We start from the raw sequence: 13,846 nt of genomic DNA, 5'->3' as shown, positions 1-13,846 counted from the left end.
TGTCAACACATTTCCGACGCGGGACACTATGGCTTCATATACCCTTTCCGTACGGCTGCGGCCAGATTCTGGGGAACTTGGACGACTTCGCCTTCCGGCGTGGTCACCGTGGCCAACTGTGGGACTTTCGCCTTCCAATTGGCTCGGCGCGAGCGGGTGCGTGACCGTGAGGTCCGGTATTTCGGCAGTGCCATCAGCCTTGCCTCGCTTTCCAATGCGGATTCTTCTTATTGATGACGTACAGATGTCCGCGGCGCCGGACGAGGTAGGAGCCGTCCTTACGGGCCAGCGATCGAATGGAGGATTTGACTTTCATGGTGTTGCTTCTTATCTACGGTTTGTGGGTCACCAGCTTGATTTCACTACGCCGGGCAGCTCGCCCCTATGCGCCTTCTCGCGCAGGTTGATGCGGGACAGACCGAACTTGCGGTTGAATCCGCGCGGCCGTCCGTCGATGGAATCCCGGTTGCGCAGTCTGGTGGGGCTGGCGTCGCGCGGCAGGGCGTGCAGCTTGCGCATCGCCTCGGCACGCTCCTCGGCGGTCAGGTGCGGGTTGACGCTGTCCCGCTTGTATTGTGCTCGCCGTTCGGCATATTTCGCCACGATGCGTTCGCGCTGCATTTGTCGGTTGATTTTGCTGGTTTTGGCCATTGGTGGCTCCTCCTGTTCAGCGCGATTCCCGGAAGACGACGCGCCTGCGCACCACCGGGTCGAACTTCAGCAGTTCGAGTCGGTCCGGCGTGTTGCGTCGGTTCTTGCGGGTCGTGTAGGTGAAGCCGGTTCCCGCCGTGGATTTAAGGGTGATGACCGGTCTGATCTCCGATGATTTGCTTGACATGATGCTTCGACTGCTTTCTATTGGTTGTCTGTTGGTTGCATCTCAGGTATCTGACGGATGGCTGTTGGGTGCCTAATGGTTTCCTGCCGAGTGCGCATCGCAGGGCTGATGAGCGTCGCCCGCGTCGAGCAGCCAGTGTCTGCCGAGCGAGTATCGGGCGCGAGTCATCGGTTGACGTTCTGGTTGCGGCGGATGCGAGCGAGCGCCGCTTCGATGCCGATGCGGTCGATGGTCTTCATGCCTTTGGCGCTCACGGTGAGTGTGATGGTGCGTCCCAGAGACGGGGCCCAATACCGCTTCGTTTGCAGATTCGGCGAGAAGGTTCGTTTGGTTTTTCGGTGCGAATGGGAGACGCGATTGCCGGTGGAGGCATGCGTGCCCAGAATTTGACATTGTTTGGACATGATTGCAGACTATACACCATAATGATAACCATTATCAAAAAGGAAGGTTGTTATGATTCATCCGGTATTGCAATCATTGGGAAACGCGGAACGCGGCGCTGGCGTGCCGGTGGTGCTGCTCACAGGGGCGGATCGGCTCAGTCTTGATGCCGTGGCGTTTTCGCTGGCCGACTCCTGTCCGTCCGTGTGCTCGATCGCGTACGATGTGCGGCCGAATGCCGCCGTTGAGTCCGGGCTGGACATCGTCCGCACGGTCGCGCGTCCCCGCGCGGACGGTCTGACGTTCGGCGAGTCGGAGTCGTTCGCCTTGGAGGAGTGCTGCATGAGCTGCACGGTGAAGCATGACGTCGGACGTGTGCTGAAGTCAATATGCTCGGCGTTTGCAGCGGGTGTCGGGGTGGGATCGGAAGTGCCGCCAAGGATTGAGTCGAATGGGTTGTCGGATGCTATGGGGATTTCCGCGTCCGCATCGCCGGAATCCCTGTCGTTTACCATGCCTGAGGCGTTCCTTGTCTCGTTGCCGGTCGGTTTGGAGGGCTCTCTGGTGGCGCAGTATCTGACGGATTTGTTCCGCCTTGATGACTGGAGTATGCCGTTGTTCGTCGGTGTCGTCGCCAATGCGGTGGGTCTTGACGAGTTCGAGGAGCGGTTCTTCGACGACGATCGGCTGTGTCTCTATGGCTTGGGTGAGGAGGATGGCGTCTATGATGAGCGCTCCACTGGTGCCGTGGTCTCCCGCCTGATTCGAGAGTCTTCGTGCGTATTGGAGCTGCCGGTGGTCGGAGCCGGCTGTTTGGCGCGTCATCTGGATGCGGATGGTGAGTGCCGGTGCCGTGACATCATTCGCGCTATAGCCGACTGCGATGCGCTGATATGCGAGGACGCCCATACCGTAAGTCTGATGGAGCTGGTGGGTGCGGCGTCCGGTGCAACGGTGCCACGTGTCTGAGTGCGCGCTGATGCAGGGCTGATTGGAATTGGGTGAATAGGTCAGGTGGATGAGAGCATCGCGATCTGTGTCGTTCGGCATTGCTTGGTCATGCTGTGTTTTGCTGTATTGCTGCGTTACGGAGGGCCGGGTGTTGAAGATTGTGACGGGTCGCGCGGCCGAATGAGAACACGCCGAAACAAATGCAAATGATAATAGTTCTCAATATGTGTTATTCTGTCGTGTTGGTGGCCGGTCGATGTGCAGCAACAGCAACATCGCCCGGCCAAACAGCTGAATTAGAGAGGAAAATCCAATCATGTCCATCATGTCCAACGCCAAGCGCGTGCTTGCCGTCGCAGCTGCTGCAGCGACCCTGTTCTCGATGGCCGCCTGCGGTTCCAGCAACGCCGCCAGCAGCACCGGCTCCGATGCCGCCGCATCCTCCGGCAAGATCGAGGTCGTGGCATCCATTAATCAGTGGGGTTCGGTGGCCGCCGACCTCGGTGGCGACAACGTCGAAGTCACCAATATCATGACCAAGACCAACGTGGAGGCGCACGACTACGAGCCCACGGCCGCAGACGTGGCCAAGTTCGGCTCGGCCAAAGTGGCCGTGGTCAACGGCGCCGACTACGACCCGTGGGCGTCCAAGGCCGCCGAATCCACCCAAGCCACTCTGGTGGACGCCGCCGAAACCGCCGGCATCAAGGAAGGCGACAACCCGCACGTCTGGTTCTCCGCCGAGGTCCGCTCCGCCACCGCCGACGCCATCACCGCCGCCTATCAGAAGGCCGACCCGGACAACAAGGACGACTACGCCAAGCTCAACGAGGATTGGCACGCCAAGGAGGACAAGCTCGAGTCCAAGATCAAGGAGACGTCCGCCAAGACCGCGGAACTGCCCTATGCCGCCACCGAATCCGTGGCGTGGTATCTGGCCGACGACCTCAAGATGAGCGATGCCACGCCGAAGGGCTATGCGCAGGCCTCCGCCAACGAAAGCGAGCCGACACCGGCCGATATCAAGGACTTCCAGGACGCGCTCAAGGGCGGCTCCATCAAGATGCTGGTCTTCAATTCTCAGGAGGCCAGCTCCACCACCGATCAGATCACCGGTGCGGCCAAGGATGCCAACGTGCCGATCGTGGAACTTACCGAACAGATGCCGTCCGAATACGACAACCTGCTCGACTGGATGGATGCCCTGGTCGATCAGTTCGCCGCCGCAGTGAAGTGACTTGGCGACAGGCGGTAATGCGCAACAGACACAACGGCGCGTGATCATAATCAATAAGCTGATCGAATAGCGCGGTTCGCATAGGGATAGTGAGAACGCGAGCTATTGGGGAAGGCTCCTTGTATACGGGTGCTTCGGTTATGCCGAGGCACCCTTTGCACTATTCTGAGGAGTCAGAGAACCGTAAAGAATCGTCGCATGATCATGATTCCCCAAGGTTGTGCGGTAACAATAGCCCTTTGGAAATATTGAAGAAACAATAGGTAAACTGCAGGCGAATGAGCGAAAACACCAGTAACACCACATCGAAGTTCCGTTGGCGGCTCTGGGAGAACCGGGCCGAGGCGGACGAAGTCACCCCGAAGCACCCGCACAAGCCGTTCCCCGGCTGGTTGTACGGCGTGCTGTTCCTCGTATTCGACATCATCGCCGTGGCGGCGCTCGAAGTGGGTGTCTCCTCCAGCTCCACGCGTGTGCAGCTTTCCAGCCCCACGGTCGGCTTCGGATTCGTCAGCAAAATGTGGACCGACGGCAATTTCGTGTTCCTGCTGAACGTGATATTGGTCGGGTTGCTGTATCTGGCGCTGCTCATGCTGTTCAACCGGTTCTGGACGGCAAGCATCGTGATCCTCGCGGCCGGCATCTTCGTGGCCGCGATCGAGCATTTCAAGGTGGAGATCCGATATGAGGCGATCCTGCCCGCCGATCTCGGATTCCTCGGCACCAACACCGGCAACATGCTCACCTTCATCCCGGCCGGGGCCCACGTGACCATTTTGGTGGCGCTGGGCGCATTCATCGCATTGGTGGCGCTGATTCTGGTGCTGCGTCATTTCGATGGGCGCCAAGGCCGTATGATCCGCACCAGGAACATGGGGCTGAACTTCGCCTCCCGATTGATTCTGCTGTTGCTGCCACTGCTTGCATTCTCCCTGTACTGCATGCAGGTGAGCACCACGGATTCATGGGCCAACAAGCTTTCCTTGGGCATGGGCGACAAGCCCTCCATGTGGGATTCGGTCTATGATGCGCAGCGCAACGGCCCGCTCGTGGCCTTCACCCGCCAGGTCAACCCCAAGATCATGGATAAGCCGGACGACTATTCCGAGCAGACCATGAAGGAGGTGGCGGCGCGCTACGAGCAGGAGGCGAAGCAGATCAACGCCTCCCGCGCCAACAATCTCAACGATTCCACCGTGGTGTATGTGCTGTCCGAATCATTCTCCGACCCGAGCCGTGTGCCCGGGCTGAAGGTCAACAAGGACTCCATGCCCAATATCCGCAAGATCAAGGAGAACACCACCTCGGGTCTGATGCTCTCCTCGGGCTATGGCGGCGGCACCGCGAACCTCGAATACATGGGGTTGACCGGCCTGTCGATGGCCAACTTCGACTCCTCGCTCACCAGCCCGTACCAGCAGCTGGTGCCCGGCGCTCATTGGGCGCCCACCATCAACCAGATGTGGGGCGCGCCCGCGAATTCGCTCGGCTACCACCCCTACGAGTCGAGCATGTATTCGCGTGCCACGAACTACAAGAAGTTCGGATTCTCGCACTTCTATACGCTGACCGGCCCTGATGTGATCAAGTATCAGGACAAGATCGACGATTCGCCCTATGTCTCCGACAAATCCTCGTACGATTCGGCGCTTGAGGGCATCAAGGACGGCACCGCGAACAAGTTCATCCAGATCATCACGATGCAGAACCACATGCCCTACCACGAGTGGTACAAGGACAACGACTTCACCGTCGAATCCACCACCGGCACGCCATTGGAGAAGGATGAGCAGGAGTCGATCGAGACCTATCAGAAGGGCGCGTCGATCACCGATCAGGCCACGAAGGAATTCCTGGACGAATTGGACAAGCTGGACAAGCCGGTCACCGTGGTGTTCTACGGCGACCACCTGCCCGGCATCTATTCCTCGGCCGGCCAGGATGACGGCAACTCCTTGGCCCTGCATCTGACCGATTACTTCATCTGGTCGAACAAGGCGTCCGGCACCCAGGGCGTCAAGGCGGATGACGCCGCCTATTCCTCACCGAACTTCTTCGTGGCCCAGGCCGCCGAGCATATGGACGCCAAGGTGTCGCCGTATCTGGCGTTCCTGACCGAGATGCACGCGAAGATCGCCGCTATGGAGCCGCCGGTAGTCAACCAGATTCAGGGCTGGGAGCGCATCCCCGAAGGCCAGAGCATCTATCTGGACCAGGATGGCGAGCCGATGTCCACCGAGGACTTCGACGAGGAGACCGAGCAGCTGCTCGCCGACTACAAGCTCATCCAATACGACATCACTGCTGGCAAAAACTACCTCAAAAACACCAATTTCATGACACTGCCGTAAAGCGGACAACCCGGTGGGTTGTCCGTAGGCAGTGTGGCGAGCCGTGAGGCGAGTCAGCAGTGTGCGGGCGTAGCCCGTCCGAAGTTGCTGTAGCACTGCCGTAAAGCGGACAACCCGGTGGGTTGTCCGTAGGCAGTGTGGCGAGCCGTGAGGCGAGTCAGCAGTGTGCGGGCGTAGCCCGTCCGAAGTTGCTGTAGCACTGCCGTGAAGCCCACAGCCCAGTGGGCTGGTTTTTCGGGAATTGTTTGTGCTGAGGTTGGTTCAGTGCAAGGTTTTCTCGGCGATTGGGTTTGTTTCGGGAATTTCTTGTGCTGACGTCTTTTCAGCGGTGGTTGTTTCTGCTGCAATCGTGCGCATCGCGCATATTCAGTGCGGCAGGCCTACAATAAGGCTATGCGGCGCGTCGATATCAATTCCCAGTGGCAGTTTCGGAGCATTGGCGGCAAAGGATCCGGAGTGTGGCAGTCGGTCACGTTGCCTCATGACGCGATGATTCACGAGCATCGCGATCCGGATACCGCGAACGGATACAATACCGGTTACTATCCGGGCGGCACGTATGAATACCGCACCACGTTACGTTTCGACGGTCGTCCGCCAGCCTCATGCCTGCTGGAATTCGAGGGCGTGTACCCGCATGCCACGGTGATGGTCAACGGTACTTTGGCGGGCGAGTTGACGTATGGATACGGAGATTATCATCTCGATATCGCGGCATCGCTGAAGCCCGGTGCCAATACGCTGACCGTGGTAGTGGACAACTCCGATATTCCCAATTCGCGTTGGTATTCAGGCTCGGGAATCTACCGGCCGGTGTGGCTGTGGACCGCCGAGAGCGCGGATGCGATTCGACCGGATGGCGTGCATATCGAGGCCCTTGTCGTTGGTGATACGGCCGAGGCACCGACCGGTTGCCACGTCAAGGCCAACGTGGCAATTGCCCTTGACAATCCACTCATCCTCGGCCAGTATCTCGATGTCACCATCGTCGATGCGCAAGGAGAGGTCGCGGCCCAATTCCAGGAGGGGAGCGGCACCATTGGCGCCATTGAGGATGCTCGACTCTGGTCGCCGGATTCGCCCACCTTGTATACCGCACTCATCGAATTGCATGCCGATGACGGCACATTGCTCGACACCCATGCCGAACGGTTCGGCATCCGAACCCTGACCTGCGACGCCACGCATGGCTTGCGACTCAACGGCAGACGCACACTGCTCAACGGTGGCTGCGTGCATCACGACAACGGCATCCTCGGCGCCGCCACCATGCCACAGGCCGAATACCGTCGTGCGCGCATACTGAAACAACAAGGCTTCAATGCCGTTCGTTCGGCGCACAACCCATTGTCCAAGGCGTTCCTCGACGCCTGCGATGAAGTGGGACTCTTGGTTATGGACGAGGCGTTCGACATGTGGTGGATGCACAAGACCAGCTACGATTACGCCAGTGATTTCCGCGACCATTACGCCGACGATCTGGCGTCGATGGTCCGCAAGGACCGCAACCATCCCAGCGTGGTGCTGTATTCCATAGGCAACGAGATCGCGGATACCAAGTCACCGCGTGCCGCCGACGCGGCGCGATCCATGCGCGCCATCATCCGCTCTCTGGACACCAGCCGCCCGATCATCGACTGCGTGAACCCGATTTCGCTGTCCATAGCTGCGAAAACCAAGGCCGGCATGGACCAGCATGACATCACGGTGGAAGGGGAACCGGGGCTCAACACCACACTCGAACACGCCTCGGGGCCGATCATGCTGTCGATCATCGACAGGCTCATGCCGGCTGCGCTCGCCACCGGCATCATGGATCGGCAGAGCAATGCGGTGTTCGATGAAGTGGATGTGGCGGGGCTGAACTATTGCCGCCAGGGTCCCGAATGGTTCCACCGCAGGCATCCCAATCGGGTGTTCTGCGCCAGCGAGACCTATCCGCAGGAGATCATCGATACGTGGCCCACCGCCCAACGGTTGCCGTACATGATTGGCGACTTCGTGTGGACCGGCTGGGATTACATCGGCGAAGCGTCGGTGAGCGCATGGGCTTATTCGAATCCGGAGCCATACGGTTGGATGCGCCAATACGGCGACCATATGGCTTTGCGCGGCCATCTGACCGGCCCATACCGGCGTTATCCGGGATTGTTGGGCGGCTCAGGGCTTATCGACATTACCGGCGAGCCGACCGGGCAGATGCTGTACCGGCAGATCGTCACCGGTGTGCGGCGCACTCCGGCCATCACCGTACGCCCCATGCAGCTGTTGTATGGAGCGGGTTCATCCTCATCCCGCGCTGGCCGTACCGCGCGGTTCATAGAGCGAGGGCATGACGGCATAGCCAGCTGGTCATGGGCCGGATATGAGGGTCGTGAAGCCATAGTCCAGGTGTATTCGGGTGGCAGAAGCGTGGAGCTGTCGCTGAACGGACGTCACGTCGGACGTGCGCCGGTGCGCCGGTGCATGGCGGAATTCCGGGTCCCGTATGAGCCCGGTACGCTCACCGCGACGGCCTATGACAGCGGAGGACAGCCGATCGCCGATAGTTCGCTGACCTCGGCCGGTCGGGAATTCATGGTCACCACGGTATTCGAACGGGTCCCCAACCCATATCCGCGAGACGATCCTCGGTGGAACGGCGAGGAGCTGGTCTATGGATCCATCGCCCTTACCGACGCGAAAGGCGAAGTGCATGTCACCGACGATCGCGCCATCACCGTGCTTCAGGATGGCAGTGTGCTCGTAGATGCACCTGAGGGGAAGCCGGTGGGCGGCAGCGGTCGAGCGTATGTTTCACAGAGTGTTTCACAGCATGAGGGCGGCGTGCCAACCCATGTGTCGAACGCCGATGCGGAACTGAATGCCGTACTCGCCCATGCCACGTTGCTCGGGGCGGCCAGTGCCAATCCCATCACCTTCGATGAACTCGCCGGCAACACCTGCACCACGTACTTCGGTCGGGCGCAGGCCATATGGCGGGCCGAAAACAGGACGTATGAATCGTATGAACCGTGATGCGCGATGCCGATGACGCGCACTTATCTGAAAGGCCTTGACATGACCACTGGAACCGATGCCTTCGCCAATCTCAAGCGCGCATATGCCTCCGGGCGCACGCGTCCGCTTGCCTGGCGCCGCGCGCAACTCGATGCGTTGCGACGCCTGATTGACGAGCACCGTCAGGATTTCGTGGCTGCACAGACCGCCGATCTGGGCAAGCCCGCCGTGGAGACTGTGCTGATGGAGCTTGACTTGATAGTCTCCGAAGCGCGTTTCGTACGCAATCGGATGGGGGTCTGGTCAGCCCGACGCCCGGTGCCGATGCCGTGGGCTCTGCAGCCCGCCGCAGGGTGGACGATCGCCGAGCCCAAGGGTGTGGTGCTGATCATCGCACCGTGGAATTATCCGGCGTTGCTGGCGTTGGAGCCATTGGCCGATGCGCTCGCTGCGGGCAATGCCGTATGTGTCAAGCCGTCGGAGCTGGCGTCCAACACGTCGAAACTCATCGCGCAGCTTCTGCCGCAATATCTTGATGCGGAAGCGGTCGCCGTGGTGGAAGGGGGCGCCAAGGAGACCGGTGAACTGCTCGACCAGCCGTTCGACCATATCTTCTACACCGGTGGCGAGCGTGTCGGAAGAATCGTGATGACTGCGGCGGCGCAGCACCTGACGCCGGTCACGTTGGAGCTCGGCGGCAAATCGCCATGCTTCGTGGATGGTTCCGTCGATCTGAACGTGGCGGCCAGACGCATCGCGTGGGGCAAATTCTCCAATGCCGGGCAGACCTGCGTTGCGCCGGATTATGTGCTGGCTACACCGGATATCGCCGAGGTGCTGGCCAAACGCATCGGTGTGGCGATAGGCGAATTCTTCGGCAAGGATCCCGCTGTGTCGTCGGACTATGGGCGGATCGTCAACAATCGCCATATCGAGCGGCTCTGCAAGCTGCTGCCGGCCGGTACCGTGCCAGCTGAGGAGCCGAGCTCTCCGCTGGTGCAGGTGGCGTCAGTGGTCGGTGCTGCAGTGGACATGGTCGGTCGTCGTATCACCGCCGCCCGCGCGGATGAGACGACCGATGGGGAAAAGGCGAAACGTGACGGGCATGCCGACATCCTTACAGTGCCCGGCGTTATGGATCCGGCGGGTCGTGTGATGTGCGGTGGCGTGGTCGACCGCGCCACAAGGTATATGGCACCCACGGTGCTGTTCGGCACGCAACCGGATGCGGCTGTGATGGGGGAGGAGATTTTCGGTCCCATTCTGCCGATTCTGGTGGTCAAGGATGCGCGTGCGGCCATTCATTTCATCAACAGCCGTCCACGCCCGCTGGCTGCCTATGTGTTCTCCCGTAACCGGTCTGTCCGTCTGGCGTTCGAGCGTGAAACGTCGTCCGGGTCTCTGGGATATTCATTGACGTTGGCGCAGCTGCTGTCCAGCCGATTGCCGTTCGGCGGCGTGGGGGCCTCGGGCATGGGTTCCTACCATGGCAAGGCCGGGTTCGAGACGTTCAGCCATATCAAGACGGTGGTCTCCAAGACTCAATGGCCTGATACGATGCAGGCGGTGTATCCACCGTTCAATGCTTGGCGTACCCGGATCGTCGATTGCATCATTGCATTGAGCTGAGTTCGAGTCGAGGCCATAGCTGGATATGGAAGGATATGGAATGGGGGATGTATGTCATCATGCATCCCCCATTCCTGTGCGCGAACGTTGTGCTGATTACTTCAACTTACTTCAGCACACGGTAATAGCTCATACCGCTCATCACCGCAGTGACCTGCGTGCCCTGCGCCGGCGTCATGGCATGAATCATCAGACCGTTGCCGATGTAGATGCCGGCGTGCGTGGCGCTGATCATCAAATCGCCGGGCTGCGGATCGGTGACCAGCGTGCCTGCGGAACCTTGGTCCGCAGCGATACGAGGCAGACTGATGCCGAAGTGGGCGAACACGTACTGGGTGAAACCGGAGCAATCCCAGCCATCGGGGGTGGTGCCTCCATAGACATATGGGGCTCCCTGGAACTGCAATGCGAACGCGACGAGATCGGTGGCATTTCCGGAGACAGGCACGTCATTGGCTGCGACGGCGGTGCGGGATGCGCTGCGGCTGGCTGCCTCGGCGGCGGAATCCGCAGCTGCCTGAGCTGCCTGAGCGGCCTGGGCTTGCTCTGCGGCTGCGTCCTTCTCGGCTTGGGACTGAGTTTGAGGCACATTCAATGATTCGACATCGCCCCAGTCGCCGTTGCTGTCGGTGGACGTCGATTCCACGCCGACGGTGATGCGCTTGGTGGATTTGTAAGCAGGAAACGCACGAGCCGAAGAGACAGCTCCGGAGGCACTGTCTGCTGCGTTGGCCATGGGGACAAAGCCCAGCGGAAGTGCGAGAGCAGCGATGCAGGCAGCTGATGCGGCGAACGTGCCGACGTGATTGATGGTCACCATGGATGCAATGATTCCTTCCACACAAACTGCCTACCAATATAGCGTTGCCCCTGTACCTCACGCGAAAGGTACAGGGGCAACGCCGAGGACGCTCCGTAATCAGTCATTCAGGGCTTTGAAACCGATGTCGTGGCGATAGAACATCCCCCGCCAATCCAGTTTGTCGATGATCGAGTACACCTTGTCCTGCGCGGACTTGATGTCAGGGGCGGAGGTCTCGACGAGGAGCACGCGGCCGGAATCGGCGACGAGTCCGCCCTTGCCGTCGGAGACGACGCCGGCATAGTAGACGTGGGAGTCCTCATCGACGGGGAGTTCAGGGACGCGCGCGCCCTTGATGACATGCTCCGGATATCCCTTGGATGCGAGGACGACGCCCAAGGTGGCATTGGTTTCATCCCAAGTGAATTCCGGAGTCCCGCCGTTGAGGATCTCGCTGATGCCGGCACCGAGGTCGGAGGTGAGCTTGGGGAGCACGACTTCGGTTTCCGGGTCGCCGAAGCGGGCGTTGAATTCGATGACTTTGGGGCCGTTGGCGGTGGCGATCAGGCCGGCGTAGAGGATGCCGGTGAACGGGGTGCCTTCCTCGGCCATGCCTTCGACGGTCGGACGCACGATGGTGTCGATGGCCTCGTCGATGACGGATTGGGGAATCTGCGGCACGGGGCTATAGGCACCCATGCCGCCGGTGTTCGGGCCTTCGTCGCCATCGTGGGCGCGCTTGTGGTCCTGGGAGATGGGCATAGGCCAGAATTCGGTGCCGTTGACGAAGCTCATCAGGGAGAATTCCTGGCCTTCGAGGAAGTCCTCGATGACGACTTTGGCTCCGGCGGAGCCGAAACGATGGTCGACGAAGATGTCTTCGAGCGCTCGGATGGCGGTGTGCAGGTCCATGGCCACGGTCACGCCCTTGCCGGCTGCGAGACCGTCGGCTTTGATGACGATGGGGGCGCCATGTTCGTTGACGTATTCCTTGGCCAGTTCCAGATCGCTGAAGGTCTGGTACTTGGCGGTGGGAATGTTGTGACGCGCCATGAGCTGCTTGGCGAAGTCCTTGGAACCCTCGATCTGGGCGGCGGCCTTGTTCGGGCCGAATGCTTTGATGCCGGCCTTGGCGAAATCGTCCACGATGCCTTCGATCAGCGGTACTTCAGGGCCGACGAACACCCAGTCATACCCGTTCTGCTGCACGAACTCGATGAGCGCGGCGTGATTCGACTGGCTGAGCTGCGTGATGCGGATACCATCGCCGACCATGCCCGGATTGCCCGGAGCCACGGTGACCTCATCGACGCTGGAGCCCTTGAGCAGGGTGTGGGCGATGGCGTGTTCGCGCGCACCGGAACCGATGACCAGAACCTTCTGACCCATCCTTATTGTGTCCTTTCCTGATTCTGCTGAAAGTCTGTACGGGGTTATGCTCGCGTGTGCGAGAATGCTAGGGTCCTGGAGTCTTTGACTTTACTCCAGGACCCCCAGTGATCACATGCCTTTGTGCAGCTGCACGCGGGTGCCGTCGATGTCCTTGACGATCTTGCCTACGGTGTAGTGTTTCTCGTTCTCAGCGTCAAGCACTCGTTCGACTTCGGCCACCTTGTCGGGGGCGACGATGAGCACCATGCCGATGCCCATGTTGAAGATGTTGTACATTTCGAGTTCATCGACATTGCCGAGGTTCTGCAGCAGACGGAAGATCGGCGGGACGTCCCAGCTGGTGATATCGAACGCGGCGGCGAGGCCTTCGGGGATGATGCGCGGCACCTTTTCCACGAACGCGCCACCGGTGATGTGCGCCACGCCGTGCAGCAGGTCGTCGCCGGCGAACAGGGGCTTCAGCGGCTTCGCGTAGATGCGCGTGGGCTTCAGGATCTCCTCGCCCAGCGTCTCGCCGCCCAGCTCTTCGGGCTTGGAATCGACGGTCAGATTGTGGTCCTTGAACAGGATCTTGCGCACCAGGGAGTAGCCGTTGGAGTGGATGCCAGAGGAGGGCAGGCCGATGAGTACGTCGCCTTCGGCGATGGTGCTGCCATCGATGATCTTCGACTTTTCCACGACGCCGACGGTGAAGCCAGCCAAGTCGTATTCGTCGGCATCGTACATGTCGGGCATTTCCGCGGTCTCGCCGCCGACCAGTGCGGCGCCGGCGTCCACGCAGCCGTCGGCCACGCCCTTGACGACCTGCTCGAGCAGGGCCGGATCGTTCTTGCCGCAGGCGATGTAGTCGAGGAAGAACAGCGGCTCGGCGCCCTGGGCGAGGATGTCGTTGACGCACATGGCCACGCAGTCCTGACCGATGGTGTCATGCTTGTTCATCATCTTGGCCACCATGAGCTTGGTGCCCACGCCATCCGTGCCGGAAACCAGCACCGGTTCCTTGTAGCCGAGGGAGGCGAGATCGAACAGACCGCCGAAACCGCCGATGCCGCCTGCGCCGGGACGTGCGGTACGTGCCACATGCGACTTGATGCGGTTGACGACTTCGTATCCGGCTTCGACGCTTACGCCGGCGTTCTCATATGCTTTTGGCATGAATGGGCCTTTCTAGTATTCCGGCTTCCTTGATGGGGAAGCCGTCTGCAGAGCTGGTTTCATGTATCAGGTTCTCCTGTCAAGGAGATCTGAAGATCGGTTCCGTT

At 60.3% G+C, this 13,846-nt stretch carries 13 protein-coding genes; 5 read left to right on the top strand and 8 right to left on the bottom strand.

Annotated features, from left to right (window positions below; genetic code table 11):
• Window positions 1-26: 26 nt before the first annotated feature.
• From rpmF to rpmB, 5 genes are all read right to left on the bottom strand, one after another.
• Window positions 27-194 carry a 50S ribosomal protein L32 gene (rpmF, locus tag BREU_RS11430; protein WP_081886484.1) on the bottom strand — a complete coding sequence of 56 codons (168 nt, stop codon included), beginning with the start codon at window positions 192-194 and terminating at the stop codon, window positions 27-29.
• Window positions 194-316, bottom strand: a complete 123-nt coding sequence (locus BREU_RS01735; protein ID WP_044089947.1) for a 50S ribosomal protein L36 — start codon at window positions 314-316, stop codon at window positions 194-196. Before BREU_RS01735 ends, rpmF begins: the two co-directional genes overlap by 1 nt.
• A 29-nt stretch (window positions 317-345) precedes the next feature.
• Window positions 346-651 (bottom strand): 30S ribosomal protein S14, encoded by a 306-nt coding sequence (gene rpsN / locus BREU_RS01730; protein WP_044089946.1) that lies wholly within the window; start codon window positions 649-651, stop codon window positions 346-348.
• Window positions 652-667: 16 nt separating this feature from the next.
• Complete coding sequence (gene rpmG, locus BREU_RS01725) at window positions 668-838, bottom strand: 50S ribosomal protein L33 (RefSeq protein WP_044089945.1); 171 nt, start codon at window positions 836-838, stop codon at window positions 668-670.
• Window positions 839-1,002: 164 nt separating this feature from the next.
• The gene (gene rpmB / locus BREU_RS01720) at window positions 1,003-1,242 is read right to left on the bottom strand and encodes a 50S ribosomal protein L28 (RefSeq protein ID WP_044089944.1); all 240 of its coding nucleotides are present in this window, start codon (window positions 1,240-1,242) and stop codon (window positions 1,003-1,005) included.
• A 52-nt stretch (window positions 1,243-1,294) separates the two neighbouring features.
• Here rpmB and BREU_RS01715 point away from each other — a divergent pair, with 52 nt between their 5' ends.
• The 5 genes from BREU_RS01715 to BREU_RS01695 all read left to right on the top strand — a co-directional run bounded on the left by BREU_RS01715 (window position 1,295) and on the right by BREU_RS01695 (window position 10,390).
• Window positions 1,295-2,191 (top strand): hypothetical protein, encoded by an 897-nt coding sequence (locus BREU_RS01715; RefSeq protein WP_044089943.1) that lies wholly within the window; start codon window positions 1,295-1,297, stop codon window positions 2,189-2,191.
• Window positions 2,192-2,489: 298 nt separating this feature from the next.
• Window positions 2,490-3,410, top strand: coding sequence for a metal ABC transporter solute-binding protein (locus BREU_RS01710; RefSeq protein ID WP_044089942.1), 921 nt, complete (start codon window positions 2,490-2,492; stop codon window positions 3,408-3,410).
• A 278-nt stretch (window positions 3,411-3,688) separates the two neighbouring features.
• Window positions 3,689-5,761: an LTA synthase family protein gene (locus tag BREU_RS01705; protein WP_044089941.1), complete on the top strand. Its 2,073-nt coding sequence runs from the start codon at window positions 3,689-3,691 to the stop codon at window positions 5,759-5,761.
• A gap of 456 nt (window positions 5,762-6,217) precedes the next feature.
• Window positions 6,218-8,779 carry a glycoside hydrolase family 2 TIM barrel-domain containing protein gene (locus BREU_RS01700; RefSeq protein ID WP_162178913.1) on the top strand — a complete coding sequence of 854 codons (2,562 nt, stop codon included), beginning with the start codon at window positions 6,218-6,220 and terminating at the stop codon, window positions 8,777-8,779.
• Window positions 8,780-8,821: 42 nt separating this feature from the next.
• On the top strand, window positions 8,822-10,390 hold the full coding sequence (locus BREU_RS01695) for an aldehyde dehydrogenase family protein (protein WP_044089967.1): 1,569 nt from the start codon (window positions 8,822-8,824) through the stop codon (window positions 10,388-10,390).
• Window positions 10,391-10,496: 106 nt separating this feature from the next.
• Here the strand turns inward: BREU_RS01695 and BREU_RS01690 are convergent, their stop codons facing one another.
• From BREU_RS01690 to purM, 3 genes are all read right to left on the bottom strand, one after another.
• The gene (locus BREU_RS01690) at window positions 10,497-11,210 is read right to left on the bottom strand and encodes a C40 family peptidase (protein WP_044089938.1); all 714 of its coding nucleotides are present in this window, start codon (window positions 11,208-11,210) and stop codon (window positions 10,497-10,499) included.
• Window positions 11,211-11,309: 99 nt separating this feature from the next.
• Complete coding sequence (gene purD, locus BREU_RS01685) at window positions 11,310-12,581, bottom strand: phosphoribosylamine--glycine ligase (RefSeq protein ID WP_044095765.1); 1,272 nt, start codon at window positions 12,579-12,581, stop codon at window positions 11,310-11,312.
• A gap of 111 nt (window positions 12,582-12,692) precedes the next feature.
• Window positions 12,693-13,739, bottom strand: coding sequence for a phosphoribosylformylglycinamidine cyclo-ligase (gene purM / locus BREU_RS01680; RefSeq protein ID WP_044089936.1), 1,047 nt, complete (start codon window positions 13,737-13,739; stop codon window positions 12,693-12,695).
• Window positions 13,740-13,846: the final 107 nt, after the last annotated feature.

This window comes from Bifidobacterium reuteri DSM 23975, assembly GCF_000741695.1.
GTDB classification, from domain to species: domain Bacteria; phylum Actinomycetota; class Actinomycetes; order Actinomycetales; family Bifidobacteriaceae; genus Bifidobacterium; species Bifidobacterium reuteri.
This window is presented reverse-complemented; position numbering and strand designations above follow the sequence as displayed.

What these genes read in the sequence shown, in the direction of transcription:
- rpsN (WP_044089946.1), bottom strand. Translation starts at nt 651, where the DNA reads ATGGCCAAAACCAGCAAAATCAACCGACAAATGCAGCGCGAACGCATC.
- rpmF (WP_081886484.1), bottom strand. Translation starts at nt 194, where the DNA reads ATGGCACTGCCGAAATACCGGACCTCACGGTCACGCACCCGCTCGCGC.
- rpmB (WP_044089944.1), bottom strand. Translation starts at nt 1,242, where the DNA reads ATGTCCAAACAATGTCAAATTCTGGGCACGCATGCCTCCACCGGCAAT.
- purD (WP_044095765.1), bottom strand. Translation starts at nt 12,581, where the DNA reads ATGGGTCAGAAGGTTCTGGTCATCGGTTCCGGTGCGCGCGAACACGCC.
- BREU_RS01715 (WP_044089943.1), top strand. Translation starts at nt 1,295, where the DNA reads ATGATTCATCCGGTATTGCAATCATTGGGAAACGCGGAACGCGGCGCT.
- rpmG (WP_044089945.1), bottom strand. Translation starts at nt 838, where the DNA reads ATGTCAAGCAAATCATCGGAGATCAGACCGGTCATCACCCTTAAATCC.
- BREU_RS01735 (WP_044089947.1), bottom strand. Translation starts at nt 316, where the DNA reads ATGAAAGTCAAATCCTCCATTCGATCGCTGGCCCGTAAGGACGGCTCC.
- BREU_RS01690 (WP_044089938.1), bottom strand. Translation starts at nt 11,210, where the DNA reads ATGGTGACCATCAATCACGTCGGCACGTTCGCCGCATCAGCTGCCTGC.
- BREU_RS01705 (WP_044089941.1), top strand. Translation starts at nt 3,689, where the DNA reads ATGAGCGAAAACACCAGTAACACCACATCGAAGTTCCGTTGGCGGCTC.
- BREU_RS01710 (WP_044089942.1), top strand. Translation starts at nt 2,490, where the DNA reads ATGTCCATCATGTCCAACGCCAAGCGCGTGCTTGCCGTCGCAGCTGCT.
- BREU_RS01695 (WP_044089967.1), top strand. Translation starts at nt 8,822, where the DNA reads ATGACCACTGGAACCGATGCCTTCGCCAATCTCAAGCGCGCATATGCC.
- purM (WP_044089936.1), bottom strand. Translation starts at nt 13,739, where the DNA reads ATGCCAAAAGCATATGAGAACGCCGGCGTAAGCGTCGAAGCCGGATAC.